General features: G+C 75.5%; 28 protein-coding genes and 1 pseudogene. 13 read left to right on the forward strand and 16 right to left on the reverse strand.

The genetic code is table 11. The features are described from left to right. Positions 1-67: 67 nt before the first annotated feature. Positions 68-373, forward strand: a complete 306-nt coding sequence (locus tag ACSDG8_RS00610; RefSeq protein WP_210894565.1) for a DUF1330 domain-containing protein — start codon at positions 68-70, stop codon at positions 371-373. A 4-nt stretch (positions 374-377) separates the two neighbouring features. Here the strand turns inward: ACSDG8_RS00610 and ACSDG8_RS00615 are convergent, their stop codons facing one another. Next, a complete protein-coding gene (locus tag ACSDG8_RS00615) occupies positions 378-1,121 on the reverse strand; it encodes an N-acetyltransferase (protein ID WP_307856215.1) in 744 nt (247 codons plus the stop codon). A gap of 72 nt (positions 1,122-1,193) precedes the next feature. Here ACSDG8_RS00615 and ACSDG8_RS00620 point away from each other — a divergent pair, with 72 nt between their 5' ends. Then, entirely contained in the window at positions 1,194-1,616 is a 423-nt protein-coding gene (locus ACSDG8_RS00620; protein ID WP_439427513.1) for an acyl-CoA thioesterase, read from the forward strand. A 6-nt stretch (positions 1,617-1,622) separates the two neighbouring features. On the opposite strand, the gene ACSDG8_RS00625 is transcribed toward ACSDG8_RS00620, so the two are convergent. Then, positions 1,623-2,282 carry a response regulator transcription factor gene (locus ACSDG8_RS00625; RefSeq protein WP_439427514.1) on the reverse strand — a complete coding sequence of 220 codons (660 nt, stop codon included), beginning with the start codon at positions 2,280-2,282 and terminating at the stop codon, positions 1,623-1,625. Then, entirely contained in the window at positions 2,270-3,553 is a 1,284-nt protein-coding gene (locus tag ACSDG8_RS00630; RefSeq protein ID WP_439427515.1) for a histidine kinase, read from the reverse strand. The genes ACSDG8_RS00625 and ACSDG8_RS00630 overlap by 13 nt, the downstream gene beginning before the upstream one ends. A gap of 133 nt (positions 3,554-3,686) precedes the next feature. Between ACSDG8_RS00630 and ACSDG8_RS00635 the strand changes: the two genes are divergently transcribed. From ACSDG8_RS00635 to ACSDG8_RS00660, 6 genes and pseudogenes are all read left to right on the forward strand, one after another. Further along, positions 3,687-4,337, forward strand: coding sequence for a DUF998 domain-containing protein (locus ACSDG8_RS00635; RefSeq protein ID WP_439427516.1), 651 nt, complete (start codon positions 3,687-3,689; stop codon positions 4,335-4,337). Between the two features lie 4 nt (positions 4,338-4,341). Further along, a complete protein-coding gene (locus ACSDG8_RS00640; RefSeq protein ID WP_439427517.1) occupies positions 4,342-4,629 on the forward strand; it encodes a DUF1905 domain-containing protein in 288 nt (95 codons plus the stop codon). Next, positions 4,626-5,398, forward strand: a pseudogene (locus ACSDG8_RS00645) (SIR2 family NAD-dependent protein deacylase). Before ACSDG8_RS00640 ends, ACSDG8_RS00645 begins: the two are co-directional and overlap by 4 nt. 131 nt (positions 5,399-5,529) lie before the next feature. Continuing rightward, positions 5,530-6,882 (forward strand): extracellular solute-binding protein, encoded by a 1,353-nt coding sequence (locus ACSDG8_RS00650; RefSeq protein ID WP_439427518.1) that lies wholly within the window; start codon positions 5,530-5,532, stop codon positions 6,880-6,882. 6 nt (positions 6,883-6,888) lie between these two features. Beyond that, on the forward strand, positions 6,889-7,842 hold the full coding sequence (locus ACSDG8_RS00655) for a carbohydrate ABC transporter permease (protein ID WP_210894546.1): 954 nt from the start codon (positions 6,889-6,891) through the stop codon (positions 7,840-7,842). Continuing rightward, positions 7,839-8,756: a carbohydrate ABC transporter permease gene (locus tag ACSDG8_RS00660; protein ID WP_210894544.1), complete on the forward strand. Its 918-nt coding sequence runs from the start codon at positions 7,839-7,841 to the stop codon at positions 8,754-8,756. Before ACSDG8_RS00655 ends, ACSDG8_RS00660 begins: the two co-directional genes overlap by 4 nt. A 3-nt stretch (positions 8,757-8,759) precedes the next feature. On the opposite strand, the gene ACSDG8_RS00665 is transcribed toward ACSDG8_RS00660, so the two are convergent. Beyond that, positions 8,760-9,305: a hypothetical protein gene (locus tag ACSDG8_RS00665; protein WP_210894542.1), complete on the reverse strand. Its 546-nt coding sequence runs from the start codon at positions 9,303-9,305 to the stop codon at positions 8,760-8,762. A 70-nt stretch (positions 9,306-9,375) separates the two neighbouring features. On the opposite strand from ACSDG8_RS00665, the gene ACSDG8_RS00670 reads away from it, so the two are divergent. Further along, complete coding sequence (locus ACSDG8_RS00670) at positions 9,376-9,954, forward strand: TetR/AcrR family transcriptional regulator (RefSeq protein ID WP_210894540.1); 579 nt, start codon at positions 9,376-9,378, stop codon at positions 9,952-9,954. Between the two features lie 5 nt (positions 9,955-9,959). Here ACSDG8_RS00670 and ACSDG8_RS00675 read toward each other — a convergent pair whose 3' ends face one another. The 5 genes from ACSDG8_RS00675 to ACSDG8_RS00695 are packed head-to-tail and all read right to left on the reverse strand — an operon-like array spanning position 9,960 to position 17,045. Then, the gene (locus tag ACSDG8_RS00675; RefSeq protein ID WP_210894538.1) at positions 9,960-12,704 is read right to left on the reverse strand and encodes an ATP-binding protein; all 2,745 of its coding nucleotides are present in this window, start codon (positions 12,702-12,704) and stop codon (positions 9,960-9,962) included. Positions 12,705-12,752: 48 nt separating this feature from the next. Continuing rightward, positions 12,753-14,174: a hypothetical protein gene (locus tag ACSDG8_RS00680; protein ID WP_439427519.1), complete on the reverse strand. Its 1,422-nt coding sequence runs from the start codon at positions 14,172-14,174 to the stop codon at positions 12,753-12,755. An 8-nt stretch (positions 14,175-14,182) separates the two neighbouring features. Next, positions 14,183-14,728 carry a hypothetical protein gene (locus ACSDG8_RS00685; RefSeq protein ID WP_210894534.1) on the reverse strand — a complete coding sequence of 182 codons (546 nt, stop codon included), beginning with the start codon at positions 14,726-14,728 and terminating at the stop codon, positions 14,183-14,185. 11 nt (positions 14,729-14,739) lie between these two features. Next, complete coding sequence (locus tag ACSDG8_RS00690; protein ID WP_210894532.1) at positions 14,740-15,291, reverse strand: hypothetical protein; 552 nt, start codon at positions 15,289-15,291, stop codon at positions 14,740-14,742. Between the two features lie 47 nt (positions 15,292-15,338). Further along, positions 15,339-17,045, reverse strand: a complete 1,707-nt coding sequence (locus tag ACSDG8_RS00695; RefSeq protein ID WP_210894530.1) for a sugar ABC transporter permease — start codon at positions 17,043-17,045, stop codon at positions 15,339-15,341. 114 nt (positions 17,046-17,159) lie between these two features. Between ACSDG8_RS00695 and ACSDG8_RS00700 the strand changes: the two genes are divergently transcribed. Then, positions 17,160-18,089 (forward strand): diacylglycerol/lipid kinase family protein, encoded by a 930-nt coding sequence (locus ACSDG8_RS00700; protein WP_210894528.1) that lies wholly within the window; start codon positions 17,160-17,162, stop codon positions 18,087-18,089. Positions 18,090-18,092: 3 nt separating this feature from the next. Here ACSDG8_RS00700 and ACSDG8_RS00705 read toward each other — a convergent pair whose 3' ends face one another. Both ACSDG8_RS00705 and ACSDG8_RS00710 read right to left on the reverse strand, forming a co-directional pair. Further along, positions 18,093-18,353 (reverse strand): hypothetical protein, encoded by a 261-nt coding sequence (locus ACSDG8_RS00705; protein ID WP_210894526.1) that lies wholly within the window; start codon positions 18,351-18,353, stop codon positions 18,093-18,095. A gap of 10 nt (positions 18,354-18,363) precedes the next feature. Further along, positions 18,364-18,762 carry a DUF2267 domain-containing protein gene (locus ACSDG8_RS00710; RefSeq protein WP_210894524.1) on the reverse strand — a complete coding sequence of 133 codons (399 nt, stop codon included), beginning with the start codon at positions 18,760-18,762 and terminating at the stop codon, positions 18,364-18,366. 148 nt (positions 18,763-18,910) lie between these two features. Between ACSDG8_RS00710 and ACSDG8_RS00715 the strand changes: the two genes are divergently transcribed. The 3 genes from ACSDG8_RS00715 to ACSDG8_RS00725 are packed head-to-tail and all read left to right on the forward strand — an operon-like array spanning position 18,911 to position 21,495. Continuing rightward, entirely contained in the window at positions 18,911-19,663 is a 753-nt protein-coding gene (locus ACSDG8_RS00715; RefSeq protein WP_210894522.1) for a dienelactone hydrolase family protein, read from the forward strand. Between the two features lie 60 nt (positions 19,664-19,723). After that, positions 19,724-20,827 (forward strand): FUSC family protein, encoded by a 1,104-nt coding sequence (locus tag ACSDG8_RS00720; RefSeq protein ID WP_247678506.1) that lies wholly within the window; start codon positions 19,724-19,726, stop codon positions 20,825-20,827. Beyond that, positions 20,782-21,495, forward strand: coding sequence for an RraA family protein (locus ACSDG8_RS00725; RefSeq protein ID WP_210894520.1), 714 nt, complete (start codon positions 20,782-20,784; stop codon positions 21,493-21,495). Before ACSDG8_RS00720 ends, ACSDG8_RS00725 begins: the two co-directional genes overlap by 46 nt. 12 nt (positions 21,496-21,507) lie before the next feature. Here ACSDG8_RS00725 and ACSDG8_RS00730 read toward each other — a convergent pair whose 3' ends face one another. The 5 genes from ACSDG8_RS00730 to dinB all read right to left on the reverse strand — a co-directional run bounded on the left by ACSDG8_RS00730 (position 21,508) and on the right by dinB (position 26,023). Beyond that, positions 21,508-22,134, reverse strand: a complete 627-nt coding sequence (locus ACSDG8_RS00730; RefSeq protein ID WP_439427520.1) for a response regulator — start codon at positions 22,132-22,134, stop codon at positions 21,508-21,510. Then, entirely contained in the window at positions 22,131-23,339 is a 1,209-nt protein-coding gene (locus tag ACSDG8_RS00735) for a sensor histidine kinase (protein WP_210894516.1), read from the reverse strand. Before ACSDG8_RS00735 ends, ACSDG8_RS00730 begins: the two co-directional genes overlap by 4 nt. A gap of 9 nt (positions 23,340-23,348) precedes the next feature. Further along, the gene (locus ACSDG8_RS00740; RefSeq protein WP_210894514.1) at positions 23,349-23,801 is read right to left on the reverse strand and encodes an ABA4-like family protein; all 453 of its coding nucleotides are present in this window, start codon (positions 23,799-23,801) and stop codon (positions 23,349-23,351) included. Continuing rightward, on the reverse strand, positions 23,798-24,730 hold the full coding sequence (locus ACSDG8_RS00745; RefSeq protein ID WP_210894512.1) for a hypothetical protein: 933 nt from the start codon (positions 24,728-24,730) through the stop codon (positions 23,798-23,800). The genes ACSDG8_RS00740 and ACSDG8_RS00745 overlap by 4 nt, the downstream gene beginning before the upstream one ends. A 105-nt stretch (positions 24,731-24,835) precedes the next feature. Beyond that, on the reverse strand, positions 24,836-26,023 hold the full coding sequence (gene dinB, locus ACSDG8_RS00750) for a DNA polymerase IV (RefSeq protein WP_210894510.1): 1,188 nt from the start codon (positions 26,021-26,023) through the stop codon (positions 24,836-24,838). Positions 26,024-26,092 lie beyond the last annotated feature (69 nt).

Below are 26,092 nucleotides of genomic sequence, written 5' to 3' on the forward strand. Positions count from 1 at the left end.
CGCGACGGCGCGGGTTCCGGCCCGACGGACGAGGCCGGAGCGCTCGGGCGGTCGGTAACCTGAGCCGGTGACCGTCTACGCCCTCGCGCAGATCACCATCCACGACCGGGCTCGCTACGACAGGTACGCCGCCGCCTTCCCGCCGGTGCTGGCCCGCTACGGCGGGCGGCTGCTCGCCGCCGACGTCAACCCGCGCGTGGTGGAGGGGGAGTGGCCGCACCAGAAGGCGGTGCTGCTGTCGTTCGACAGCCGGGAGGACTTCGAGCGCTGGTCCACCTCGCCGGAGTACCGGGAGATCTCCCGGGACCGGGAGGCGGCCACCGAGGGCGTGGTCCTGCTGCTCGACGGGATCGGTCACGCCTGGCCGGCCTGACCGGTCAGAGGCGGTGGCGCACCCACACGTTGGGCTCCACGTACGCGGCGTGGTCATGGTCGACGTCGACGAGCACCGGCGTCAACGCGCCCGGCACCCGCACCGGCCCGGAGGTGTCGAACGGCAGCCCGGTCCAGCGCCGCCAGTCCGCGAGCGTCCCGGTCACCGTCATCGACCGGGGCGCGACCCGCTCGATGACCCCGCCCGCGCGTACGTGCACCCGCAGCCACGGGTCGGCCGGCAGCCCGTCGGGGCGGCGTCGGGCCGCGTACTCGGTCATCGGCACGTCCGGGGCGGCGGCCTTGCCGTTCGGGCGCACCGGCGCCACCAGCGTGTCGAACCCGGCGCGGGCCACCGCGGCGCGCATGGCGTCGAGCATCAGCCCGGACACGCCGCCGCCGCGCCGGTCCGGCCGCACGCAGATCTCCAGCGCGGACACCAGGTTGGGGGTGGACCCGGTGAGGCGGCCGAGCGTGGCCCGCTGGATCACCCGGTCCCATCCGCCGTCGGGCAGCTCGTCCTCGGTCCAGCGCAGCGGCGCCGCGTACCCCCGGGCCACGGCCCGGCCCGGCTCGGCCGGGTCGACGGCGGCGAAGACGAACTCGGGGTACTGCTCGTGCGCGACGCCGTAGTAGAGCGCGCCCATCGGATCCCAGAGCATGAACGGCGGCCAGGCGCCGTCGAAGTCGGTGTCGAGCAGCGGCGCCAGGTCGGGCCGCTGCGCCAGGGTCACGATCTCCAGAGTCACGCCGGGCAGGTTAGGGCCGCGCGGTCCGGACCGCACGCCGATTACCGCCGCGCCGCTGGTTAGGCTGCCGGCATGGCAGATCCGTTCCGGGTGCGCGTCACAGTGCGCGGCTACGAACTCGACACGCAGGGGCACCTCAACCAGGCGGTCTACCTCCAGTACGCCGAGCACGCCCGCTGGGAGTGCCTGCGCGCGTCCGGCATCGGCCAGGACCGGCTGATCGCCGGCGGCGTCGGACCGGTCGCGCTGGAGGTGACGGTGCGCTACCTGCGGGAGCTGCGCGGCGGCGACGAGGTCGACGTGACCTGCGAGTTCCACTGGGGCGAGGGCAAGACGTTCCGGATCGGCCAGGAGTTCACCCGCGCCGACGGCACCCCGGTGGCCACCGTTTCCGGCATCGGCGGCCTGCTCGACCTCGCCGAGCGGCGGCTCGTGCCCGACCCGCGGGAGCGGTTCCGGGCGCTGGCAACCGACCCCGTACCGATGGGCCTGTAACGCCCCTCAGCCCGCCGCGCGCAGGTAGGCGAGCACCGCCAGCACCCGGCGGTTGGTGTCCTCGTCCGGCGGCAGGCCGAGCTTGGCCAGGATGTTGCCCACATGCTTGCCGACCGCCGCCTCGGTGACGTGCAGCCGGGCCGCGATCGCGGCGTTGGAGTGGCCCTCGGCGATCAGGCCCAGCACCTCCCGCTCCCGGGGGGACAGCGCGCCGAGCGGATCACGGGGGCGGCGTAGCAGGTGCCGCACCACGTCCGGGTCGACGGCGGCGCCGCCGGCCGCCACCCGGCGCAGCGTCGCGGCGAACTCCTCGACGTCCGCCACCCGGTCCTTGAGCAGGTAGCCGACCCGGTTGCCGTCGCCGCTGTCGAGCAGCGCGGCGGCGTACCCGCTCTGCACGTGCTGGCTGAGCACCACCACGGCGAGGTCCGGGCGTTCCGCGCGTAGCGTCACCGCCGCCCGCAGCCCGTCGTCGCGGTGCTGCGGCGGCATCCGGATATCGGTGACCAGCAGGTCGGGCCGGTGCGTGCGGACCGCCTCCAGCAGCTCCGGGGCGGAGCCGACGGCGGCGTCCACCGCGAAACCGAACCGGGTCAGCAGGCCCACCAGGCCCTCCCGGAGCAGGACCTCGTCCTCGGCCAGGACGACGCGGATCACGGACGGCACGGCAGCTCCACCCGCACGAGGGTAGGCCCGCCGGTCGGGCTGGACAGCAGCAGCCGCCCGTCCACCGCGGCCACCCGGTCGGCGAGCCCGGTCAGGCCGGTGCCGCGCGCCGGGTCGGCGCCGCCCCGGCCGTCGTCGCGCACCTCCACCACCAGCAGCCGCTCGTCGCGGATCAGCCGCACCTCGGCCCGCGTGGCCCCGGAGTGCCGGGCGACGTTGCCGAGCGTCTCCGAGACCACGTACCAGGCGGTGGTCTCCACCAGGTCCGGCACCGGGCGGGTCAGGTCGGCGTGCACGGTGACCGGGACGACCGACCGGGCGGCCAGGTCGCCGACGGCGGCGGCCAGGCCGAGTTCGGTGAGCTGCTGCGGGCGGATGCCCTGCACGATCCCGCGCAACGTCACCATCAGGTCCTTGGCCTGCTCGTGCGCCGCCGCGAGCGGCTTCGCCGCCGGGGAGTCGTCCGGCACGTCGAGGCGGGCCAGCCCGAGCTGGAGGGTGAGGCTGGTCAGGCGCGGCTGCACGCCGTCGTGCACGTCCCGCTCGACGCGGCGGCGCTCGGCCTCGTAGGCGCTCACCAGGCGGGCCCGGGACCGGGTCACCTCGCGCAGCGCCGTCCCGCCGGGCGCGCCGTCGAGCAGCAGGCGGGCCACCGCCGCCTGCGCCGCGACGAGCAGCCCGGCCAGGTAGACCAACGCGGGGACCGCGAGCAGGCCGGCGACGGCGTACGGCACCGCCTCGGCGGGGGAGCCGACAGTGGTCCAGACCAGCACGATGCGGTCCTCGCCGCCGGCCAGCCACGGACCGGCCAGCAGCGCCACGTCCAGCAGCACGAGCAGACCGAACATCCCGTACGCCAACGGCACCGCCACACCCAGCACCGCCAGGTACGCGCCCTCCCGCCACCCGTCGGCGGTGGTGAAACGGGCGACGAGTCCCCGCCACCTCGGCGTGCTCACCGGGCGGTCGTCGACCAGGCCGAGGCGCCACCGCTCGACGACCGCCACCGGCGCGCCGGCCAGCGGGGCGAACGCCACCACCGTCAGCGCCAGCACGGCCAGCACCGCCAGCACCGCCGTGTCGACCGGGCGGCCCTGCCGCAGCGCGCCGGCCACCAGCAGCAGCGGCGCGGCGACCACCGTCGCGCCGAGCGCCGCCGCGCCGGCCAGGGGCAGCGTCGTGACGGCGTACGCCAGGGCCCGCCACGGCCACGCGGAGAGCAGGTAACGGCGGCCGCGCAACGCGCCGGCCAGCCCGTGATCGATGGTCATGCCGCGACGCTAGCCAGGCCGGGCCGCCCGGCCCAGCCGGCTGGACCCCGCTTGCCGGGTAGGTCTGGCCCTACCCCGGACCGGCCCGCCACGCCCCGTGCGCCGGGGCGCCCCGAGGCGGTGCACTCGGCGGGTGAGAAACCGTCTAGCGGGCGCCTGCTGGCTGCTCGCCGCCGTGTCGTTCCTGGCCGCCAACGTGCTCGTCGGCCTGGCCTGGGACCAACCCCGGTTCAGCTGGGCCGAGCACAACATCAGCGACCTCGGCAACGTGACCTGCGGCGTGTGGGACACCAGCCGGCCGCGTCCGGTCTGCTCGCCGTGGCACCCGGCCATGAACGCCGTCTTCGTCGCCGTCGGGCTGCTGCTCGCGCTCGGCGCGCTGCTCGCACACCGGGCGCTGCGCCCGGGCCGCGCCGCAGCCGTCGCCGTCGCCGTCGCGTCGATCGTGGCCGCCGGGAGCGGGTACGTGCTGGCCGGCCTCTATCCGGCCGACGTGGACGAGAACCGGCACGTGCTCGGCGCGCTGCTGGTCTTCGCGTGCAGCGACGCGGCGCTGCTCGCCGCCGCGCTCGCCCGCCGGTCGCCGCTGCTGCGCGAGCTGATGCCCGTCAGCGCGCTCCTGGGCCTGCTCGGCCTCGCCGGAACCGTGCTCTTCCTGGCCCGGGTCGACGTCGGCATCGGGGTGGGCGGCATGGAGCGGGTCGCCGTGTTCCCGCTGTTCGCCTGGGTGACGACGGTCGGGCTGCGGCTGCTCGGTTTCCGTCGGTCCCGGCCCCTATCCTGACCGGATGGAGCTGGCGTTCAGCGGCGAGGTGTGGTTCTGGCGCGGCCCGGCGCCGTTCCACTTCGTCACCGTGCCCGACGAGCAGAGCGCGGCGATCGAGGCCGCCTCGGCGTCGGTCACCTACGGCTGGGGCATGATCCCGGTGACGGTCCACATCGGCAACACCGACTGGCGCACGTCGCTGTGGCCCAAGAACGGCGGGTACGTGGTGCCGCTGCGGGTCGCGGCGCGCCGGGCCGAGGGCATCGAGCTGGGTGACCGGGTCGACGTGCGGCTGACGGTGGACGTGTGACCGGGCCGGAGCTGGCCGAGGCGGGCCGGCTGCTCGCCGCCGCCCGGCGTCCGGTGGTGTTCACCGGCGCCGGCATGTCCGCCGAGAGCGGCGTGCCGACGTTCCGGGACGCCCAGACCGGGCTCTGGCAGCGCTACGACCCGCAGGAGCTGGCGACCCCCGCCGCGTTCCGGGCCGACCCGGCGCTGGTCTGGGCCTGGTACGAGGCACGCCGCCGAGGGGTGCGCCGGGCCGAGCCGAATCCGGGTCACCGGGCGGTGGCGGCGATCGCGGCCCGGCTGCCGGACACCGTGGTGATCACGCAGAACGTGGACGACCTGCACGAGCGCGGCGGCGCCCCCGCCCCGGTTCGCCTGCACGGCAGCCTGTTCGCGCCCCGCTGCTCGGCCTGCGCCCGCCCCGCGCCGATCCCTGAGGACGCGGCGGCAGCCGACGACGGTGTGGCGCCCGGCGACGCGGCGGCGCCCGACGGCACACCGGAACCGCCGGACGGGCGTCTGACGCCGCCCGCCTGCGCCGGGTGTGGCGCGCCCGTGCGGCCCGGGGTGGTGTGGTTCGGCGAGGCGCTGCCGTCGGCCGCGCTCGACGCGGCGGTCGAGGCGGCGTCCGGCTGCGACCTGCTGCTGACGGTGGGCACCTCGGCGCGCCGGTGGTGCAGGTGAACCCGGTGCCGACGCCGCTGGACGCGATCTGCGCGGTGAACCTGCGCGGCCCGGCCGGCGAGGTGCTGCCCGCGCTGGTCCGCGCCGCCTGGCCGGACGCGGACTGACCGCCGCGCCTGCCGCGCCGCGTCGCGGGTCGAAGGTAACCGATGTGCATCGACCGGTTTGAACGCCGCATCCACCGGAGAAGTGCAGGTCGCGCCCGGCAGAGTGGCCGGCGCGATCACGGGAGGTGGCGATGTCACGGAAACTGCGGGCGACCGCGTTGGCCGGGGTGCTGACCCTGGCGATCAGCGGCTGCGGCGGCGTCGGCGGGGGAGGGGACTCCGGCGGCGGTGGCGCCGAGGGCAGCGGCGCGCTGAGCACCATGGGTTTCAGCCTGTCCGACGAGATCGCCACGACCCGGGTGGACGCGTTCAAGCGTGACCACGCCGACGTCCGGCTGACGATCACCGAGGGAGCGTTCGACGAGCAGCAGTTCCTGTCGGCGGTTGCCTCGGGCAACCCACCGGATCTGGTCTACATGGACCGCAAGCTCATCGGCACCTACGCGAAGCGCGGCTCGATCCAGCCGCTCACCGACTGCGTCGAGAAGCAGCGGATCGACATGGCGCAGTACCGGCAGTCCGCGCGCGAGCAGGTGACGCTTGATGGCACCGTGTATGGCATCCCCGAGTTCTCCCAGGTCCGTGTGCTCTACCTGAACGAGGCGCTGCTCAAGCGGGCCGGACTGAGCGCCGACGACGTGAACCTGGCCGACTGGGCCGGCCTGCCCGCGCTCAACACCAGGCTCGCCGCCGTCTCCGGAGGGCGCCTCAGCCGCATCGGCATCGACCCCAAGATCCCCGAGTTCCTGCCGATGTGGGCCAAGGCCAACGGCGCCGACATGATCTCCGCCGACGGGACCCGGGCCAACCTCACCGACCCGAAGGTGGTCGAGGCGCTCACCACGGGCGTCGCGCTGATCCAGGCGCAGGGCGGCTGGGGGAAGTTCAAGTCGTTCCGGGACACGTTCGACTTCTTCGGCGCGCAGAACCCGCTGGCCAAGAACCAGATCGCCGCGTGGCCGATGGAGGAGTGGTTCCTCAACCAGGCCGCGAAGAACAGCCCGGACGCCGAACTGGTGGTCAAGCCGTTCGTGGATCGGCAGGGCAAGCCGCTGAGCCTGTCCTCCGGGCAGGCGTGGGTGATCAGCAAGGGGGCGAAGAACCCGGAGGCCGCCTGCGCGTTCGTCAAGCAGATGACTGCCACCGACACCTGGCTGGCCGCCGCCGGCGCCCGCGCGCAGGCGCGCAAGGCCGCGAACCTGCCCTTCACCGGCCTGTGGACCGGCAACACCGCCGCCGACAAGAAGATCTTCGACGAGGTCTACAAGCCGACCGGCAAGAAGCGCTTCGACGACGCGGTGCAGACCATCCGCCAGGCGCAGGACGCTGCGTTCGCGATGCCGGCCTCGCCCGCCGGCGCCGAGTTCGACAAGGCGTGGACGGACGCGGTCAACCGGGTGCTCTCCGGCCAGGAGCAGCCCGCGCAGGCGCTCGAGCGCGCCCAGCGGGAGGCGACCGCCGCGCTGGACAAGGCCGCGGGCTAGGCCGGCATGGCCACCACCACCGTCACCCCTCCCGTACCGGGCCGGCGGCGCCGTACGTCGCTGGCCCGGCGGGAGGCCCGCTGGGCGTACCTGTTCCTGGCGCCGTGGATCGTCGGTTTCCTGGCCTTCACCGCCGGGCCGATGATCGCCAGCCTGTGGCTCAGCTTCACCGAGTACGACGTGATCAACTCGCCGCGGTTCACCGGGCTGGACAACTACCGGCAGCTGATGTCGGACCCGCAGGTCGCGCGCAGCCTCGGCAACACGGTCTACTACACGGCACTGCACGTGCCGCTGGTGATGGCGATCTCGCTCGGGCTGGCCCTGCTGCTCAAGCGCGTCGGCCGCCTGTCCGGCTTCTTCCGTACCGTGTTCTACCTGCCGGTGATGACCCCCGCGGTGGCGGTCGGGATCCTGTTCCTGCTGCTGCTCAACACGCAGGACGGCTTGATCAACCGCGGCTTGGCGCTGGTCGGGATCGACGGTCCGAGCTGGACCACCGACCCGGACTGGGTGATGCCGGGCATCGTGCTGATGAGCCTGTGGAGCCTCGGCTCCACCGTGATCATCTACCTGGCGGCGTTGCAGGGCGTGCCCCGCGACCTGTACGAGGCGGCCCAGCTCGACGGCGCCGGCGCCTGGGCGCGGTTCCGGCACGTCACGCTGCCGATGATCTCCGGCGCGCTGTTCTTCACGCTGATCGTCAACACCATCGCGTCGCTGCAGATGTTCACCGAGGTCTACACCATGTACTTCGGCAACCGGCAGACCGCCGGGTCGTTCAGCAGCGACGCGGCGTCGTTCTACGTCATCCACCTGTTCCGGGAGGCGTTCCAGTTCCTGCACATGGGCTTCGCCTCGGCGATGGCCTGGCTGCTCTTCCTGATCATCCTGGTGATCACGTTGGTGCAGGTGAAGCTCGGCAACCGGTTCGTCTACTACGAGGGGGAGGACCGGTGACCACCACGAGTCAGCCGCCCGCCGCCGGCCCCGTGGTGGCGCCGGTGGCCGCGCCCGGACCGGCGCGGCAGGCCGACGACGGGCAGCGGCCCCGCTGGCAGCGCGCGCTGTTCGTGCTCGCGCTGGTGGCCGCCGCCGTGATCTTCCTGCTGCCGTTCGTCTGGCTGGTCGGCGCGTCGCTGCGACCCCGGGAGTACGTCTTCGCGCCGGGCCTGCTGCCCACCCCGTTCGCGCCGGACAACTACGCCCGGGCGTGGGACGCCATGCCACTGTGGACCTGGCTGTTCAACAGCGTGGTGGTGGGCGTGGCGGCGGCCGCCGCGGTGACGCTGTCCAGCGCCTGGGTGGCGTTCGGGTTCGCGTACTTCCGGTTCCCCGGCCGCAACCTGCTCTTCGGGCTGGTGCTGGCGACCATGATGCTGCCGTTCGCGGTCACCATGATCCCGACGTACCTGATCTGGAACCGGCTCGGCCTGGTCGACACGCAGGTGCCGCTCTGGGCCGGCAACCTGTTCGGCTCGGCGTTCTACATCTTCCTGCTGCGCCAGTTCTTCCTCTCGCTGCCCCGGGAGTACTTCGAGGCGGCCCGGGTCGACGGGGCAAGCTATCCGCAGCTGTTCTGGCGGATGGCGTTCCCGCTGGTCCGTCCGGCGCTGCTGGTGGCGTTCGTGTTCGAGTTCAAGGCGAGCTGGACGGACCTGGTGAAGCCGCTGATCTACCTGCGCAACGAGCAGCTCTACACGCTGCCCCGGGGGCTGAAGGTGATCCTGGACCGGTTCGGCTACGGCGGCGAGCAACAGTGGGAGGTCGTCCTGGCTGCCAGCGTGATCGCGACCGTGCCGATGATCGTCCTGTTCTTTGTGGCCCAGCGGCACTTCGTCGAGGGGATCGCGGCAGGCGGACGGAAGGGGTGAGCCTCACGCGCCGCGCGGCGCCCGCTTCGGGAAGACGGTGTACGCGACCGGCCAGAACACCAGCCAGCCCGCCATCACCACGGTGAGCCGGCCGGCCCAGGCCCACAGCTCGGCGGTCCGTTCGGCGTCGCCGACCAGGGCGATGCCGCCGAGCAGCACGGCGCACGCGACCGCCCAGCCGATCATGCCCTTGCCCCACTCGCGCCACTCGTGCCGGGCCCGCGCCATTCCGTACCGGGGGGCCCGGCGCGGGGGAGGGCCGCCGGCGAACCGGTGGGCGAACCGCTCGTCGGCCCAGCGCACCATGCTGTGCCCGAACGCCACCGAGAACCCGAGGTACGCGGCGGCGAGGCCGTGGGCGAACGTGGCGGTGGCGCCCCGGCGCAGGTCGATCATGGTGGCGGCGAGCAGGACGAGGTCGACCACGGGCACGGCGATGAGCAGTGCTGCGCCGAGGCGGGGCCGCCGCAGCGGGTACCGGGCGACCAGGCCGGCGAGCAGGACCACCCAGAACGCCACCTCGCACCCGACGATCACTGCCACGAGCATGCGAGCTCCTTTTCTAGTACGCTGTGCGATAACCGTAACAGCGCCCGTCAACCAGGTTCCGGAGGGGCCCGTGCCCAAGATCGTCGACCACGACGCGCGCCGTGCCGAACTGGCGCGGGCGATGTGGCGGGTCGTCTACCGCGACGGCGTCGGCGCCGCCACCGTCCGCAGCATCGCGGCCGAGGCGGGCTGGTCACCGAGCGCCCTGCGGCACTACTTCGCGACCCAGACCGAGCTGCTGGTGTTCGCCATGGAGCACGTGCAGGCCGAGGCGGCCGAGCGGATCGCCGCCGACCACCGCACCGGCGCCCCGCGCGCTGTCGCCCAGCGGGTGCTGGAACACCTGCTGCCGCTGGACCGCCAGCGCGTCCGCGAGGCCGAGGTGTGGCTGCTGCTCGCCGCGCGCGCCCAGACCGACCCGGCCGCGCTGGCCCGGATGGCCGAGGCGGACGACGGCATCCGCCGCGCGGCCGAGTTCGCCGTCGTCCTGCTCACCGGGGAACCGGCCGCCGACCCCGAGGCGGTCGCCGGGCTGCACGCCCTGCTCGACGGGCTCGCGCTGCACACGCTGCTGCATCCCGAGCGGATGCCGCCCGGGCGTGCCCGCGAGCTGCTCGGCGCGTACCTGGACACGCTCGCCGCGACCTGAGCGCCTCAGTCGCCCGGCGGGCGGCCCATCGCCGCGCCCAGCTCGGCGCGGCTCGCGATGCCCAGCTTGCGGTAGACCCGGGCCAGGTTCGCCTCGACCGTCTTCGGGCTGATGTAGAGCGCGTCGGCGATGAGCCGGTTCGTCTGCCCCCGGGCGGCGAGCCGGGCCACCCGCTCCTCCGTCGCGGTGAGCGTCGTCGGCGCCGGAGTCCGGGCGCCGATGCGGCCCAGCTCCGCGCGCGCCCGGTCGGCGAAGGCGGACGCGCCGAGGGCGTCGAACTCGGCCACCGCCGCGTCGAGCGCCGCCCGCGCCTCCCGCCGGCGACGCACCCGCCGGTACGCCCGGCCCGCGGCGAGCAGGCAGCGGGCCCGGTCCAACGGCAGCACCGCCTCCGGCACGGTGGCCCGGGCCTGCGCCAGCGCGTCCAGCGCCTCGCCCGGGTCCGCTCCCGTAGCGCCGGCCAGCAGCACCCGGCTGCGGGCCAGCCCGAGCGTCGTCCACGGGCGCGGCAGCCGCGCGTGCCGCCGGGCCAGCCGGTCCAGCGCCGCGTGCGCGGTGTCCAGGTCACCGGCGCCCACGCACGCCTCGATCCAGTCCGGCTCGAACCGCTGCCCCAGCGGCTCGGCGATGCCCGAACCGTCCAGGTCGTCCGCGAGCGAGCCGTACGCCGCCGCGGCCGTGGCCCACTCGCCCGAGGCGAGCGCCACCAGCCCGGCGAGCTGGCGGTGCAGCCGGCGGCTCCACGTGTCGCCGTGGTCGTCGTCGCGGCGCAGTCCGGCCGCGGCGGCGCCCGCCCGCGCCAGCCGGCCACGGTGCGCGTCGAGCATGCCGGCCAGCCAGCTCTCGCCCACCAGGCCCGTGCCCAGCTGCTCACCCAGGTCGCGGGCGGCGGCGATGTGCGTACCGGCCTCGGCGAAGCGCCCGGCCAGCAGTTCCGTCTCGCCGAGGTGGGTCAGCGCCTCGTGCCGCAGCGGGTCGTCCCCGCGCGCCACCGCCCGGTCCAGCATCAGGTGCAGCCGGGCCCGCGCGCGGTCGTGGTCGTCGACTGCCTTCCACCAGATCGCCGGCACGGAACCGGCCAGGTAGGACGGTTCACCGTCCTCCAGCGCCAGCGCCCGGTCGAGCAGCCCGGTCGGCGCCTCGCCGCCGGCGCGTACCTCGTGGAAGAAGAGCAGCAGCAGCGCGGCGGTGAGCAGCGGGCGGTGGTCGTCGCGGTCGGAGAGCCGGGCGATCGCCGCCCGCGCGTGCGCCCGCGCGGCCTCCGGCTGGTCGTGGAACATCGTCAGGTGCGTGTGGATCCGCCCGGCCAGGTGCCCGTCCGGTCCGGCCGCGGCGAGCGCCTGCTCGGCCACCCGCACGGCGGTGACCAGGTCGTCGGCGCACCAGGCGACGAGGGCGCGCAGCAGCAGCGCCTCGCCCCGCTCGGCGCCGGTCAGCTCCTCGGCCGCGGCCTCGGCGGCCCGGCCGGCCGCCGCGTAGTCCCCGCTGTCGATGCGGCACTGCACCGCGTCGAGGCGACGCCGGTTGCGGTCGGCGGTCGCGGCCGGCGGGGTCAGCTCGGCCGCCCGGGCGTACCAGTCGGCGGCGAGCGCGGGCGCGCCGCGCATCCGCTGCCGGGCCGCCGCGGCAGCCAGGTCGGCGGCGACGTCCGCGTCCGGCGCGACGGCGCACCGGGCCAGTTGCCGGGCCCGCTCGTCCGGGTCGGCGACCGCGCGGGCGAGCACCGCGTGCAGGCGCCGCCGGGCCCCCGGCGGGATGCTCTCCCGGACCGCCGCCGCGTACCGGGGGTGGGCGAAGCTGATCCGGCTCGGCGTGACCACGACCAGCCCGGCGTCCTCCGCCGCGTCCAGCGCGCCCGGCGGCATGCCCGCCGCCGTCAGGTCCCGCATGTCCGGCACGGTGAGCAGCGCGGCCAGCCGGACCGCCTCCCGGCTCGGGCCGGGCAGCGCCCGCAGCGTCTCGGCGAGCAGCCGGCGCAGCGACGACGGTACGGGGAGGTCCTCGTCGTGCGCGGGCGGGCGGGGCAGCCGCAGCACCGCCCGGGCGAGTTCGACGGCGAGCAGCGGGTTGCCGTCGGCGTCGCGCGCCAGCCGCTCGACCAGCGGGCGGCTGAGCGTGCCGCCGAGGCGGGCCTGGAGGATGCGGTGCAGGTCGGGCGCGGGAAGCGGCGGCACGTCGGCGCGCAGCAGCGGGTGCCGGCCGGTCGGGTCGTCGTCCAGCCCGAGCGGCACCGGCGCCGGCGGGTTCTCCCCGGCGCGGTGGGTGGCCAGGACGGCGGGCCACCGGGACAGCCGGCGCAGCGCGAACCGCAGCGCCCGGGCGCTCGGCGGGTCCAGCCACTGGGGGTCGTCGACGGCGAGCAGGAGCCGGGGCGTGTCGGTCACCGCCGTGTCGAGCAGGGTGCGGGTGGCGGCGCCCACGGCCCGTTCGTCGACCGCCGCGCCGTCGTGCTCGCCGGTCAGGAGCACCATGTCGGCCGCGGCGCGCTGCGGCGCCGGCAGCCCTGGGAGCGCGTCGGCCAGCGGGCGGAGCACGTCGGCGAGCGCCGCGTACGGCAGCGCGGTCTCGGCCTCGGTGGGCGCGGCGGACAGCACCCGCCAGCCGGTGCGCCGGGCGTGGTCGAGCACTGCCCGCCACAGCGCCGTCTTGCCGATGCCGCTGGGACCGTCGAGCAGCACCGGAGTGCCCGCCGCCAGGGCGCGCCACACCCGCTCGACGACCGCGTCGCGGCCGACCAGTGCGGCGTCCATGGCGGGATGGTGGCACAGCGGTGCCCCCGAGCCCAGCGTCGGCGCGGCCTAGCCCGGAACCTGTCCGCATATCGAGACGGGCGGGATCACCTCCTGGTTGCGGTAGACGTCGGCGCTCCAGCTCGGTCCGGCGGTCGCCGCGATCGGCGGAATCCGGGGCGCCCGGGAGGGGCTGAGCAGGTTGAGGAACTTGTTGATCACCTGGACGACGGGTTCCAGGATGCGGTAGCCGATGCCGAACCGGGCCCGTACGCCGAGACCGACGCCCCGGCACACCGCGTACGGCGCGCCCAGCGCGGACCCGATCGTGGCCCCGTACGAGGTCACCAGCTCGAACCAGATGCCGGCGGTGAACAGGAACGCGCTGATGCCCATGGTGAACCGCACGCCGTGCCGGACGACCAGCCCCATCACGCCGACCGGCACGCCGGTGAGCGAGTCGAGCAGGCTCACCCGGCGCGCGAAGCCCTCCGTCACGCGCGAGCCCACCTGGCCGTTGGCGTAACCGAACCCGAGCTTGCCGGCGAGCGCGTACTCGCCGGCGCCGCGGAACGTGCCCAGGCGGGCGCCGAACGCGGTGGCCGCCTCCAGCGTCTGGCTCACCGTGAACGACAGCGGCAGGCCGGCGACCAGCCCGATCGGGAACGCGATGTCGACCGGGACGGGGAACGTCCGGCGGTGGTTCTGCCCGCCGTCGACGCCGGCGGTGAAGTCCACCTTGACGCCGAAGCCGCCGCCGATCTCCAGTTCGGCCCGGGTCACCCGGCCGGCGCCGATGGCCAGGTGGAACGACGCGGCGGGACGGCCGACGGTCAGCGTGACGGTGCCGGCGAGCCGGACGCCGCCGTCGTCGTACGTGAAGTGCGTGCCGACGCCACCGGCGCAGCAGAACGTCCGTACCCGGTAGCCGTGGGCGCTCGCGGCGGCCTGCCCGCCCGGCGCTGGCGGCGGCTGCGCGGGCGCGACGGCGAGCCGACGGGCCCGCCCGAGCGTGCCACCGGCCGCCGCGGCGTCCCGGGTCCACGACGGCTCGCCGGCCACGTAGACGGTCGGGCGGTCGAGGGTGACGTCGTCCCCGCCGAACGTGCCGTCGCGGATCACCTCGGTGAGCGTCACCGGGCCGATCGTGACGACCAGGTCGCCGCCTTCCTCGGCGAGGTCCAGCACCCGGCCCACGCCGCGTCCGGTGAGGAACATGACCCGGCCGGGCGCCAGCCGGTCGGCGTCGCGCGCGTCCGGGTCGAGCCGCCAGGTCAGCCCGTCCGGGCTCACCGACCGCACGGTGCGGCTGCCGCCGCCGACCAGCACCACGTCCGGTTGCAGCGTGACGTCCTTCCCCGGCGCCGGGGCCTGCCCGTACCGGGGCTGCTCCCCGTCGCCCGCGTCGGCCGGGCCGGGCGCGGGGCCGCCGCAGCCGGTCACCGCGAGCAGCGCCACCAGGCCGGCCGCGAGCAGCCGACGGCCACGCACCGGGCGTCTCACATCCGGCCGGCGACGGTACGGGCGAGCCGTTCCAGCGGCGCCTTGTTCTCCTGCGGGTCGTTGAGCCGCACCAGCCGCACCGCGACCCACAGCTCGCCCCTGCGCAGGAAGAACGCCTCGTAGGTGAGCAGCGCCTCGTCGGCCACCCCGCTCAGCTCGCGGATCTCGTGCCCGAGCTGCCGCTCGATGTCGAGGTACTTCTTGGCGCCCTCGCCCACGAACGCCTCGACCTGGGCGGTCGGCCCGCTCGTCGGCGCGGTGTAGGTGCAGGACTGCCCGGCCACCACCGGCTCGTCGAGCGGCGTGCCGGCGAGGCGTTCGGCGTCGGCCTTGGGCACCAGCGAGCAGGCGTCCGGCGCGTCGGCGGCGTCCACCGGTTCGGCGCTCGGCTCGACCGGCGCCTCCCCGGTCGGGTCCGCCACCGGGGAGCCCGCGCCGGGCGCGGCGCCACCGGCGGCCGGCGGGTCGTCGCCGCCGCAGCCGGCCGGCGCGGTGAGCAGGGTCGCGGTCAACGCGAGCGCGATCAGTCGGCGGGTTCGCATGCCGGCCCCGCTCAGGCCGGGATCGCGTCGAGGGCGCGACGCAGGATCTGTTCGTTGCCGGCGGTGCCGCCGCCGAAGCTGCTGATGGTCACCGTGTACGTGCCCTTGCCGTCGATCAGCACCGCCTCGCCGCGCACGTCCTTGACCGCGAGGTAGCCCCGCTCGCCCCGGTCCAGGTCGACGACCTTCTCGTACTGCTCGGCGGCCTGGTTGTGCTGGTAGTCGTAGGTGGCCTTGCCGGCGGTGGCCGAGGCGGTGGTGACCGCCAGCTGGGCGATGCCGTCGCCGAACGAGCAGTTGCCCTCGTCGCGCAGCTTCCGGTCGACCAGTTCGGAGACCTGGGCGGCGGTGAACGGGCACGGTGGCCGCACGTCGTCCACCGCGCCCGCGTCCGGGTCGCCGCCGTCCTCGCCCGCCACGGTGTCGGCCGAGCCGCCGTCGAGCACGTCGCCGCCGGAGTCGCATCCGGCCGGCGCGAGCAGGGCGAGCAGCACCAGGGGCAGCGCCAGGCGGGCGCGGTGGAGACGGGCGGTCCGGACCGGTGTGAGCGCGTCAGTTGCCATGCCTGCGACGCTAGGCGCGCCGTCACCGCCCGTAATCGGGGGTTTCCCTATGCGGTGACCTTGGCGACGAGCTCGCCCGCCCCGGCAGGCGGCGCGTCCGCGTCGCTGTGCCGTCCCACCCGGATGGCGAGCCGGTCCACGTAGCCGACCATGAGCGCGACGAACAGCAGCACGAACAGGATCAGCATGGGCAGCGGCAGGATCAGGCCCAGCGGAAGCTCGCCCCCGGCGCCGAAGGCGCGGCTGGCGATCATGTTCACCAGCGCGGGAGCGGTCAGGCTGTCCGGGCCCCGGCCCACCAGCGTCGACCACAGTGGCGACTGGGCGTGCGCCAGCCAGGTCGCCAACGCGGTCACGGCCAGCATCGGCAGCGCCGGCAGCAGCAGCGTACGGGCGACGCCGCCGCCGGAGCGCCACCGCTCGTGCTGACCCCGGAACAGCAGCGTGAACGCGAACAGCGCGGGCACCGACAGCCAGGTCGGCGGCACCAGGCCGAGGAACAGGCCGAGCTGGCTGAGTTCCATGGTGCGCTCGAAACCGGCGATGGCCAGCGGGCCGATACCGACGAACAACCACGGCGCGAACGGCACCAGCAGCAGTTCGCTGTAGCGCCCGAGCGGGCGCAGCGCGCCGATCCCGAACCCGGCCAGCGCCGCGAGCGCCACCGCGACGAGTGTGGACAGCAGTGGCGGCACCCAGGTGTTGGCGAACAGGTTCGAGGTCTCGACCCCCCGGGGCAGGGGCCCGGTGTCGGAGGAGAGGTTCCGCAGCCACGGCAGCGACGCCCAGACGGTCACGCCGAGGACGACGACGAGCGCGACAGCGGTCAGCCCGACGAGCAGCGGCCGGCGGCCGGAGTAGGACTCCGCCTCCCGGACCGCCGGGCCGTCCCGCCAGCCGTCGAACTCGATGCGCAGCCGGGTGGCCAGGATGAGCGCCACCGCGGCCAGTCCGAGCAGCCCGAGCAGCACCAGCAGCAGCGTCGACGTGGCCGATCCGGCACCCAGGCGCATCGTCCGGAACGAGGTCTGCGCGGCGGTCAACACCGGCGTCGCCGTGTCGTCGCCGCGCGGTCCGCCGCCGGTCAGGATGTATGGGGCGGTGTAGGTCTGCAGGGCGGCGGCGAGGACGCTCAGGCCGAGCAGCCCGCCGACGGCCAGCATGGCGGACGCGGGCCGCTGGTCGGGCTCGCGGCGGCGCAGGGCGCTCAGGTACAGCGTCGCGGCCACCGCGACGACCAGCCCGAACGTCACCTGTGCCAGCGCCGAGACGAGGAACGTCCGGGGGGACTGCAGCGTCTGGGCGAATGTGCCGTCCTCGATGTGCTCGGCGCGTCGGCCGAGGAACACCGCGACCGGCGCGTACGCGGCGAGCGGCAGCGCCAGCGCGCCCCGGGTGACCAGGCGGGCGACCCGGCCAGCCCGGTCGGCGAGGACGGCGAGCAGCGGCGCGGCGAGCAGCGCCACCGCCAGCGGGATCAGGCTGAGCAGCACCGCGAACCCGACCTGGCCGGCGAACCCGGAGGTGAAGGCGGCCTCGTAGTTCGCCGTACCGACCGACTCGCCCGAGCCGCGCAGCGCGTCACCCTGGAAGCTGCGAGCCACTGTGGACAGCGTCGGCAGGACGTACGACCAGATCCAGGCGATCACCGCCGGGACGATCAGCGCCAGCCCGATCAGGGTCCGCGCCGGGCGCTTCGGCTGCGTGGGCGGGGGCACCGGTGCTGTCGCCTGCGGCGCTGCCGGCTGGTTCATCTGGGCACCATCCTGGAAGATCGACGATCACGGCCGTCGCGACGATAACCAACCCCGTCAACGTCGGCAGCGCAACCGGCCCACGGCCCCGTGGGGGCGGCTACTGTCGCAACCGTGCGGACCAAGCAGGAGCTGTCGACGGCGATCCGGGAACGACGGCGGGCGGCGCTCGTGGTCAACGCCCACTCCCGCCGTGGCCGGCGGCTCTACGACACCGTCCACTCGCGCCTGCGCGCGGCCGGGTTCGCGCTGCTCGGCGCGTACCCGGTGGACCGGCCCGGCGAACTGGACCGGGTGCTCGCCGAGGCCGCCGACCTCGGCCCGGACCTGCTGGTCACCGGCGGCGGCGACGGCACCGTCGGCGCGGCCGCCCGGCTGCTCGCCCACCGGGACATCGCGCTGGGCCTGCTGCCGCTGGGCACCACGAACAACTTCGCCCGCACCGTCGGCGTCCCGCTCGACCTGGACGCCGCGATCGGCGTCCTCACCGGTGGGAAGGTGATCGACGTCGACCTGGGCCTGATCGGCGACACCCGGTTCACCAACCACGTCGGGATCGGGCTGTCCGCCGACATCATGCAGTCCGCGCCGCCGGGGCTGAAGCGGATCGCCGGGCGGCTCGCGTACCCGATGACCGGGCTGGGGCTGCTGGCCCGGCACCGGCCGCTGGCGGTGACGGTCCGCGCCGAGGGCCGCGAGCACACGTTCACCACCCACCAGGTGTACGTGGCGAACGGCGGCTTCCACGCCGGCCGCCCGATCACCGCCGACGCCACCGCCGACGACCGGCTGCTGGTCGCGTACCCGGTGGGTGGGCCGACCCGGCGCGGACTGCTGCGCGAGACGGCGCGCAACGCGGCGGCCGGCCACCGCCGCACGCTCGGCGACGAGCCGTTCCTGGCGGTACGCCAGTTGTGGCTGGAGACCGACCGGCCGGCCCGCATCGAGGTCGACGGCGAGCCGTACGGGCAGACCCCGGTCCGCGTCGGCCTGGACCCGAACGCGTTGCGGCTGATGGCCCGCCCGGACAGCCCGGACCACTGACGGTCAGGCCCAGTGCTCCTCGTCGGGCAGCGGGACCTCCGTGTTCTGCTCCACCGCGTCGGCGGCGGTCAGGTCGCCGCGCACCGACTCGCCCAGGCCGGCCCGGTCGCTCGGCGGGCGCAGCACGCCCTGCTCGGCCAGGTCCGCCTCGCTCGCCTCGGGCACGGCCGTGTCGACGGTGTCGGGCGGGCCGACGAGCGTCTCGTCCTGCCGCTGCTCCTGCGCGTCGGCCTCGGGCGGGCGGCGCAGCGCGTCCTCGCTCATCGCGCCCCCGTCACGCCGTGCGCCGCACGTACGGGGCGCTCTGGTCGGCCACGTCGCCGTACTCGGCCGGGAGCTGCGCGACGACCTGCGCGTACGCGGCCGGGTCGATGGCGTCGCGCAGCACATCGAGGACCGCGGTGATCCCGTCGCGGGCGGCGTCCACGTCCACGTCGGCGCGCCCGCTCACCCGCTCCACGAACACGTCGAGCCCGAACGGCTCGGCGGCCTCGGCCGGGCCGAACGCGTAGGCCCGCAGCGCCTCGGGCAGCTGGTCGGCCAGGTCGCGGGCCTCCCCGCCGTCGATCCGCTCGGCCAGCGTCGTCAACGTCGCCCGGGTGATCGCCGTGGCCTGCTCCGTGGACGCGCCGCTCCGCTGGGCCACCGCGCCGATGAACTGATCCTGGTCCATCTCGCCGCCTTCCTCCGCCGGGACAGCGGGATTCCCGCGCTCGGCCCCGGCAAACGGGCGCGTCCCCGGAGCGGAAACCCGAGGTCCTGGCCCTGCCGGGCCGGGAGTAGCGTGCGGCGGGAAACCCGAGCGCGAGGAGGTCGAGACAGTGCAGCCGACGATCGTGGACGTGCCCACCCCCGACGGCACGGCGGACGCCTACCTGGCGCGGCCGGACTCCGGTGGGCCCTTCCCGCCCGTCCTGCTGTTCATGGACGCCTTCGGGCTGCGGCCCCGGGTGGCGGAGATGGCCGCGACGATCGCCGAGCGCGGATACGTCGTGCTGGCGCCCAACCTGTTCCACCGCGCCGGGCGCGCCCCGCTGATCGACCTCGGCGCGCTCGCCGACGACAGCCGCCGCGGCGCCCTGTTCGAGCGGATCGGCCCGATGATGGCCGCGCTGACGCCGGACACGGTGGCCCGGGACACCGCCGCCTACCTGGACTTCCTCGCCACCCAGCCGGACGTGGCGCCGGGCCCGGCGGCGGTCACCGGGTACTGCATGGGCGGCATGAACGCGCTGCGCGCGATCGAGGCGCTGCCGGACCGGATCGCCGCGGTGGCCGCGTTCCACGCCGGCCGGGTGGTCACCGACGCCCCGGACAGCCCGCACCTGGGCGTCGGCGCGGTGACCGGCGAGCTCTACTTCGGGCACGCCGACGCCGACCCGTCGATGACCGCCGAGCAGATCGCCGTGCTGGAGAAGACGCTGGACGCGGCCGGTGTCACCTACCGCTCCGAGGTCTATCCCGGCGCCCGCCACGGCTACACCCAGTCGGACACGCCCATGTACGACGAGCAGGCCACGAAGCGGCACTGGGCGGCGTTGTTCGACCTGCTCGATCGCACCTTCGGGCGCTGATCCGGGCACCGGCCGAGCCGGGCGGACGATTCACCGCCACGGAGGCGGGTAACCGTCGCCATGGCCGACCGCCCGCGCGACACCGTCCGTTCGCCCCTGGACCGGGCGGTCGAACGGGGCGGCAGCGTGCTCGCCCGGGTCCGCGCCGAGGGCGGCACGGCCGGCCGGAACCGGATGCGCCAACTGGAGATCACCCTGGTGATCTCCGCGCAGGCCGGCCTGGCCGCGGCGCTCGCCGCGCTGCTCGCCCAGTGGCTGCTCGGCTCCGGCGCGCACGTCTTCGCCCCGGCCGCCGCGGTCGGCACCATCGCCACCGCGATCGGCCAGCGGGCCCGGCGCACGTTCGAACTGCTCATCGGCGTCGGCCTCGGCATCGTGGTCGGTGACCTGCTGCGCGCCCTGCTCGGCAGCGGCTCCTGGCAGACCGGCCTGGTGGTCACGCTCGCCATCGCCACCGCGCTGCTGGTGGCCGGGCGCGGCGGAGCGCTGGTCGGCCAGGCCGGCGGTACGGCGGTGCTGATCGCCACGCTCGCGCCGGTACAGCCCGGCCTGGAGCTGCCCCGGCTCTTCGACGCCCTGGTGGGCGGGCTGGTCGGCCTGTTCGTGGTGGCGCTGCTGCTGCCGGTCAACCCGATCCGGGTGCTGGACAAGGCCGTGGAGCCGGTGACCACCGGGCTCACCGCGCGGCTCGACGCCGTCGCGCACGCGCTGACCCGGCGCGACGCCGACGCGGCCCAGCGCGCGCTGGAGGACCTGCGCGGACTGGAGCCCGACATCGGGCGGCTCAACGACGCGCTCAGCGGGGCCGAGGAGGTGGTGACCATCGCGCCCGCCCGCTGGCACCGCCGGGCCCAGTTCCACAGGTACGCCGAGGCGACGCAGCACCTCGAACGGCTGGTGCTCTACGCCCGGTCGATCGCCCGCCGCTCCGCCACCGCGTTGCAGTACGGCGAGCCGATCCCGCCCGCGCTGCCGGACGCGGCGCGCCGGGCCGGCGGAAGGACCCGTTCCGCCCGCCGAGCCGCGTCGCCTGACCCGGCCCGCGGCCTCTTCGCGGAAAGGCCACCGGGCGGCAACTGGCACCTGCCGGGGCAGGTGCGGCTCGCTAGCGTCGGGCCATGGACACCCGTCACAGCGTCCCGGCCGCGCGGCTCGCCGCGCTGACCACCGCTCACGTCGCCGACGCCTGCCTGCGCGCCGGCGTCGAGGTCCGCTGCGCTCCGGCCGCCGTGCGCCCGGTGCTGCCCGGGCGGCGCCTGGCCGGCCGGGTCCGCCCGGCCCGGCACGTCGGCAGCGTGGACGTCTTCCTCGAGGCGATCGAGCGGGCGGCCGACGGTGACGTGCTCGTCGTCGACGACGACGGGCGCACCGACCGGGCCTGCGTCGGTGACCTGGTGGTGCTGGAAGCGCGGGCCGCCGGCCTGGCCGGCCTGGTGGTGTGGGGCGCGCACCGCGACACCGCCGACCTGGTGGCGGTCGGGCTGCCGGTGTTCAGCCTCGGCGCCACCCCGAGCGGGCCGCTGGAGCTGGAGCCGCGCCCGGACGGGGCGCTGGAGCAGGCGCGGGTCGGGTCGTTCACAGTCGGCCCGCAGGACCTGGCCCTGGCCGACGACGACGGCGTGCTGTTCGTGCCCGCCGACCGGGCCGGGGAGCTGTTCGACCTGGCCGAGTCCATCCGGGATACCGAGCGGCGGCAGGCCGACCGGATCCGGGCCGGGCAGTCGCTGCGGTCGCAGGTCGGGTTCGCCGCCTACCTGACGGCCCGCGCGGCCGACCCGGCGCTGACGTTCCGGGCGCACCTGCGCGCGGTGGGCGGCGCGATCGAGGAGTGAGCCGCCGGGCGCTCAGCCGCCGCGCGCCCACAGCGCCAGGCGTACCCGGTTGGGGCTGCCGGTCTTGGTCATCAGGCTGGTGATGTGCGTCTTCACAGTGGTCACGCCGATGTGCAGCCGGTCGGCGATCTCGGTGTTCGACAGTCCGTCGGCGACCAGGTCCAGCACGTCCCGCTCGCGGGCGGTCAGCTCGGCCGTGCGCCGGGGCGCGCCGGCGCGGGCGTGCACCGCACGCTCGACCAGCCGGCGCAGGACCTCCGGGCTGAACGGGCTGTCCCCGGCGGCGGCGCGGCGGATGCCGTCCAGCAGGTCGGCCGGGGGCGCGTCCTTGAGCAGGAAGCCGCAGGCGCCCGCGGTCAGCGCCGGGTAGAGGCGGTCGTCGTCGCCGAACGTGGTGAGCACCATGATCCGGGTGGCGGGCCGGTCGGCGAGGATCCGGCTGGTCGCGGTGATGCCGTCGACACCGGGCATCCGCAGGTCCATCACCACCACGTCCGGCCGCAGCCGGGCGGCGAGCGCGACGGCGTCCCGGCCGTTGTCGGCCTCGCCCACCACGTCGAGGTCGGGCTGGGCGTCGCAGAGCATGCGCAGGCCCGCCCGGATGAGGTGCTGGTCGTCGACCAGCAGCAGCCGGATCACACCGGCTCCGGCGCGCCCGGGCGGGGCCGGGGAGCGGGGTGGGCGGGCGGCAGCACGGTCCGCACCCGCCAGCCGGACTCGGTGGGCCCGGCCTCCAGCCGCCCGCCGAGCACCTCCACCCGCTCCCGCATGCCGACGAGCCCGTGGCCGCCGCCGGAGGGCACCCCGGCGGGCGCCGCGCCCCGCCCGTCGTCGGACACCGTCCAGTGCACCGCGCCGTCCTCGACCGACACGGTCAGCCGCGCCCGCGCCGCCGCGCCCGCGTGTTTGGCCACGTTCGTCAACGCCTCCTGGGTCAGTCGCAGCACCGCCTGGCCGCGTACCGCGTCGAGGGTCCCGACGGCCGGGTCGACGTCGGCCTCCACGACGACGCCCGCCTGCCGGGCCCGGTCCACCGCCGCGCCGAGCGCCGTCGGCAGCGCCGACGGCTCGATCGCGGTCAGGGCGGCGTCGCCGCGTACGCCGTCCGGGTCACGCAGCACCGCCACCAGCCGCCGCAGGTCGGTCAGCGCCGCCGTGCCGGTGGCGTGCACGTCGTCGAACACCGCGCCGACCCGCGGATCGAGGTCGGGCAGCACGTGCCGGGCCACCCCGACCCGCAGCACCATCGACGCGACGTGGTGCGCGAGCACGTCGTGCAGTTCCCGGGCGATGGCGGCGCGCTCGTCGGCGCGGGCCGCCCGGCTCTCCGACTCGCGCCGGCGCCGCTCGGCCTCGGCGCGCTCCTCGGCCTGCCGGCTCAACTCCCTCGTGGTCCGCACGACCAGTCCGAGCAGCAGCGGCAGGAAGACGGTGACGGCGAGCCCGAACAGCCCGGTGAGCGCCGTGCGGACCGGTTCGCCGATCAGGTTGCTGAGGTCGACGGCGGCGAGCAGCCCGGCGCCCACCCAGACGGTGCGCGGCCGGGTGGCCCGCATGGTCAGCTCCAGCAGCGCCCAGCTCGCGCCGACCTGATTGATCATCACGTCGTCGACCAGGGGGAACGCCGCCGCGAGCAGGGCCGACTGGAGGAGCAGGTTCAGCAGCGGCCGGCGGTGGCACAGCAGCGCCAGCAGGAACGCCGGGACCGCCAGCGTCCACTGCGTCCCGGTGGGCCCGGGACGGCCGTGCACGCCGACGACCAGGTAGCCGATGCCGCTGAGATTCAGCAGCAGGATCCGCGCGAGCGTGTCGCGTGCGTCGAACAGCCGACCGACCCAGCCCACCGCGTCAGCCTAGGCAACCGGGGCGGCCGGAGCCACCACGTTCGCCCGCCGCCGCCACCCGGCGCGCAGTCCGAGGTGGACGGCCAGCCCGAGCGGGCCGAGCAGGAGCGTGAGCAGCAGCACCGGTGCGATGAGCAGTGCCGGCAGCTCACGGTCCCGCGCGTCCTGCCAGATCCACCGGCCCACGAACAGGTCGAAGGCGATCATGTGGGCCCACGCCGCCGCCGCGCCGTCGGCGGCGCCGAGCAGGTCCCGCAGACCGTCGAGGGTGGGCGCTGTCACCACCGGCAGCACCGTACCGAGCGACGGGAGCACGAGGAGGGCGTAGATCAGCAGCACCGGCACCACGATCAGAGGCGAGCCGACGATCCGGCTGGTCCAGGACCAGCGCGGCGCCAGGATCATCAGCGCCCAGAACGGGGCGGCGAGCGTGAACGTCAGGCCGAACAGGATCTCGGTCATCCGACCAGCACCACCCCGGCGCGGCGGGCCCGTCGCGCGAGCACCAGCGCGGTGGCCGCCGCCGTGGCCGCCACCAGCGCTCCCGCCGCGGCGAGCGTGAGCGCGTCCGGGGCGAGCAGCGGCTGTCCGCGCAGGGCCTGGGCGGTCAGCAGCAGCGTGAGAGCGGCGTACGCGGCCCCGGCGACGAGCACCAGTCGCGCCCGGGTCAGCTCGTCCAGCCGCGCGCCGAGGAACCGGTCGAGCAGGAGCGCCAGCAGCGGCAGCGCCTGCAGGGCGTGCATTCCGACGAAGTGCCCCACGCGCAGGTCGCCTCCGGTGGTGCTCCAGCCGACCAGCGGCAGCCCGGGACCGCCGTCGGGCACGCCGACGCTGTGCGCTCCGCTGATCCCGGCGGGCGCGCCGGCCGGCTGCTGAGCCACCATCGGGAACGCGACGAGCATGCCGAGCAGCGACACGGCGAGGCCGAGCCGGACCGGGTACCCGCCCGCCCGGTCGGCGAGGGAGCGGCGGGACAGCACGACCGCCAGCACGAGCTGGGCGGCGAACAGCACGGTGATGGCCACGCCCATGACGCTGAACAGCATCGCGTCCAGCGTCGTGGCGCCGTTGAAGTGACTGGCGGTGCCGCGCAGCACCTGACCCACGATGATCGTCATTTCCAGCACCGCCATGGCCACGATCACCGTGGCCGCCCGCTCGGCGGCCCGGCTGCGGCGCGGCAGCAGGGAGAGCATCCAGGCGAGCGTGACGCCGTAGAGCACGAACGAGATCGCGAACTTCAGCGGCTTGAGCCAGATGGGCGCGCCGGTCAGCGCGCGCGGGTCGGCCACGACGCCGACCGCGGCGACGACGGTGAGCACCGCCATCGCGGACACGAGGAGCATCAGGGGGCGGTGCCATCCGGCCGCCCGGTTCCGCACGGTAGTCATGCCTGTAGATGCTGGTCGCGGAGCGGGACGCGCGCGCCCGTCCGCAGGCCGCGTCCGCGACCCCGGGTCGGAGCGCGTCTCCTACCGAGGGAGGAGACGAACCGGTCAGTCCGGCAGCCGGGGCATCTCCACGCCCGGGTCGCGGCCGAGCAGCACGCCTCGGGTCAGCGCGCGGGAGCCGAAGCGGTCCCGTACCGCGTCGACGGCGGCGTCCAGCGCCGGGCCCGGGTCGGCGGTGAACGGCAGGGCCAGCTGGGTGTGCCCGTCGCCGAGGTTGCCCACCGAGACGCCGAGCAGCGTGACGCCGTGCAGCGCGATTCGCGGCAGCGCGGCGTCCAGCAGGTCACGGGCGGCGGCCCGCAGCAGCGCGGTCTGCGCGGTCGGCTCGTCGAGCGTGTGCGACCGGGTGGCCCGGGTGTAGTCGGCGAAACGCAGCCGCAGCGTCACCGTGCGGCCGGTGCGCCGGGCGGCGCGCATCCGCCCGGTGACCCGGTCGACCAGCCCGGCAAGCACCGCGTCCAGCTCGGCGGGGGAGTGCGGCCCCCGCCCGAGCGCGTGCTGCGCGCCCATCGAGGAGCGGCGGCGGCCCACCTGCACCGCCCGGGGGTCGCGGTTGTGGGCCAGGGCGTGCAGGTGCCGGCCCGCGCCCGCGCCGAGCAGCGACACCAGCGCCGGCTCGTCCAGCCGGGCCACCTGCCCGACGGTACGGATGCCGCGTTCGCGCAGCCGCGCGGCGGTGACCGGGCCGACGCCCCACAGCCGTTCGACAGGCAGCGGGTGCAGGAACGCCAGCTCCCGCTCCGGCTCGACCACCAGCAGCCCGTCCGGCTTGGCCACGCCGCTGGCCACCTTCGCCAGGAACTTCGTCCGGGCCACGCCGACGGTGATCGGCAGGCCGACCTCGTGGCGTACCCGCTCGCGCAGTCCGGCCGCGATGCCGGCCGGCGCTCCGGCGAGCCGCCGCAGCCCGCCCACGTCGAGGAACGCCTCGTCGATGCTGAGCCCCTCGACCAGCGGGGTGGTGTGCCGGAAGATCTCGAACACGGCCCGGCTGGCGGCGGTGTACGCGGCCATCCGGGGCGGCACCACGATCGCGTCGGGGCAGAGCCGCCGCGCCTGCCGGCCGCCCATCGCGCTGCGCACGCCCCGCGCCTTGGCCTCGTAGCTGCACGCGAGCACCACGCCGCCGCCGACGATCACCGGCCGGCCGCGCAGCCGGGGGTCGTCGCGCTGCTCGACCGAGGCGTAGAACGCGTCCAGGTCGGCGTGCAGGATGGTGGCCTCGCTCGACACCCCGCCATCCTCGCACACCTGTTCGAAAGATGGCGGCTGGCCTGCCCGGACGTGACGGCCGGCCGGCGG

The organism is Micromonospora sp. LA-10 (assembly GCF_051853095.1).
GTDB lineage: Bacteria > Actinomycetota > Actinomycetes > Mycobacteriales > Micromonosporaceae > Micromonospora > Micromonospora echinospora_A.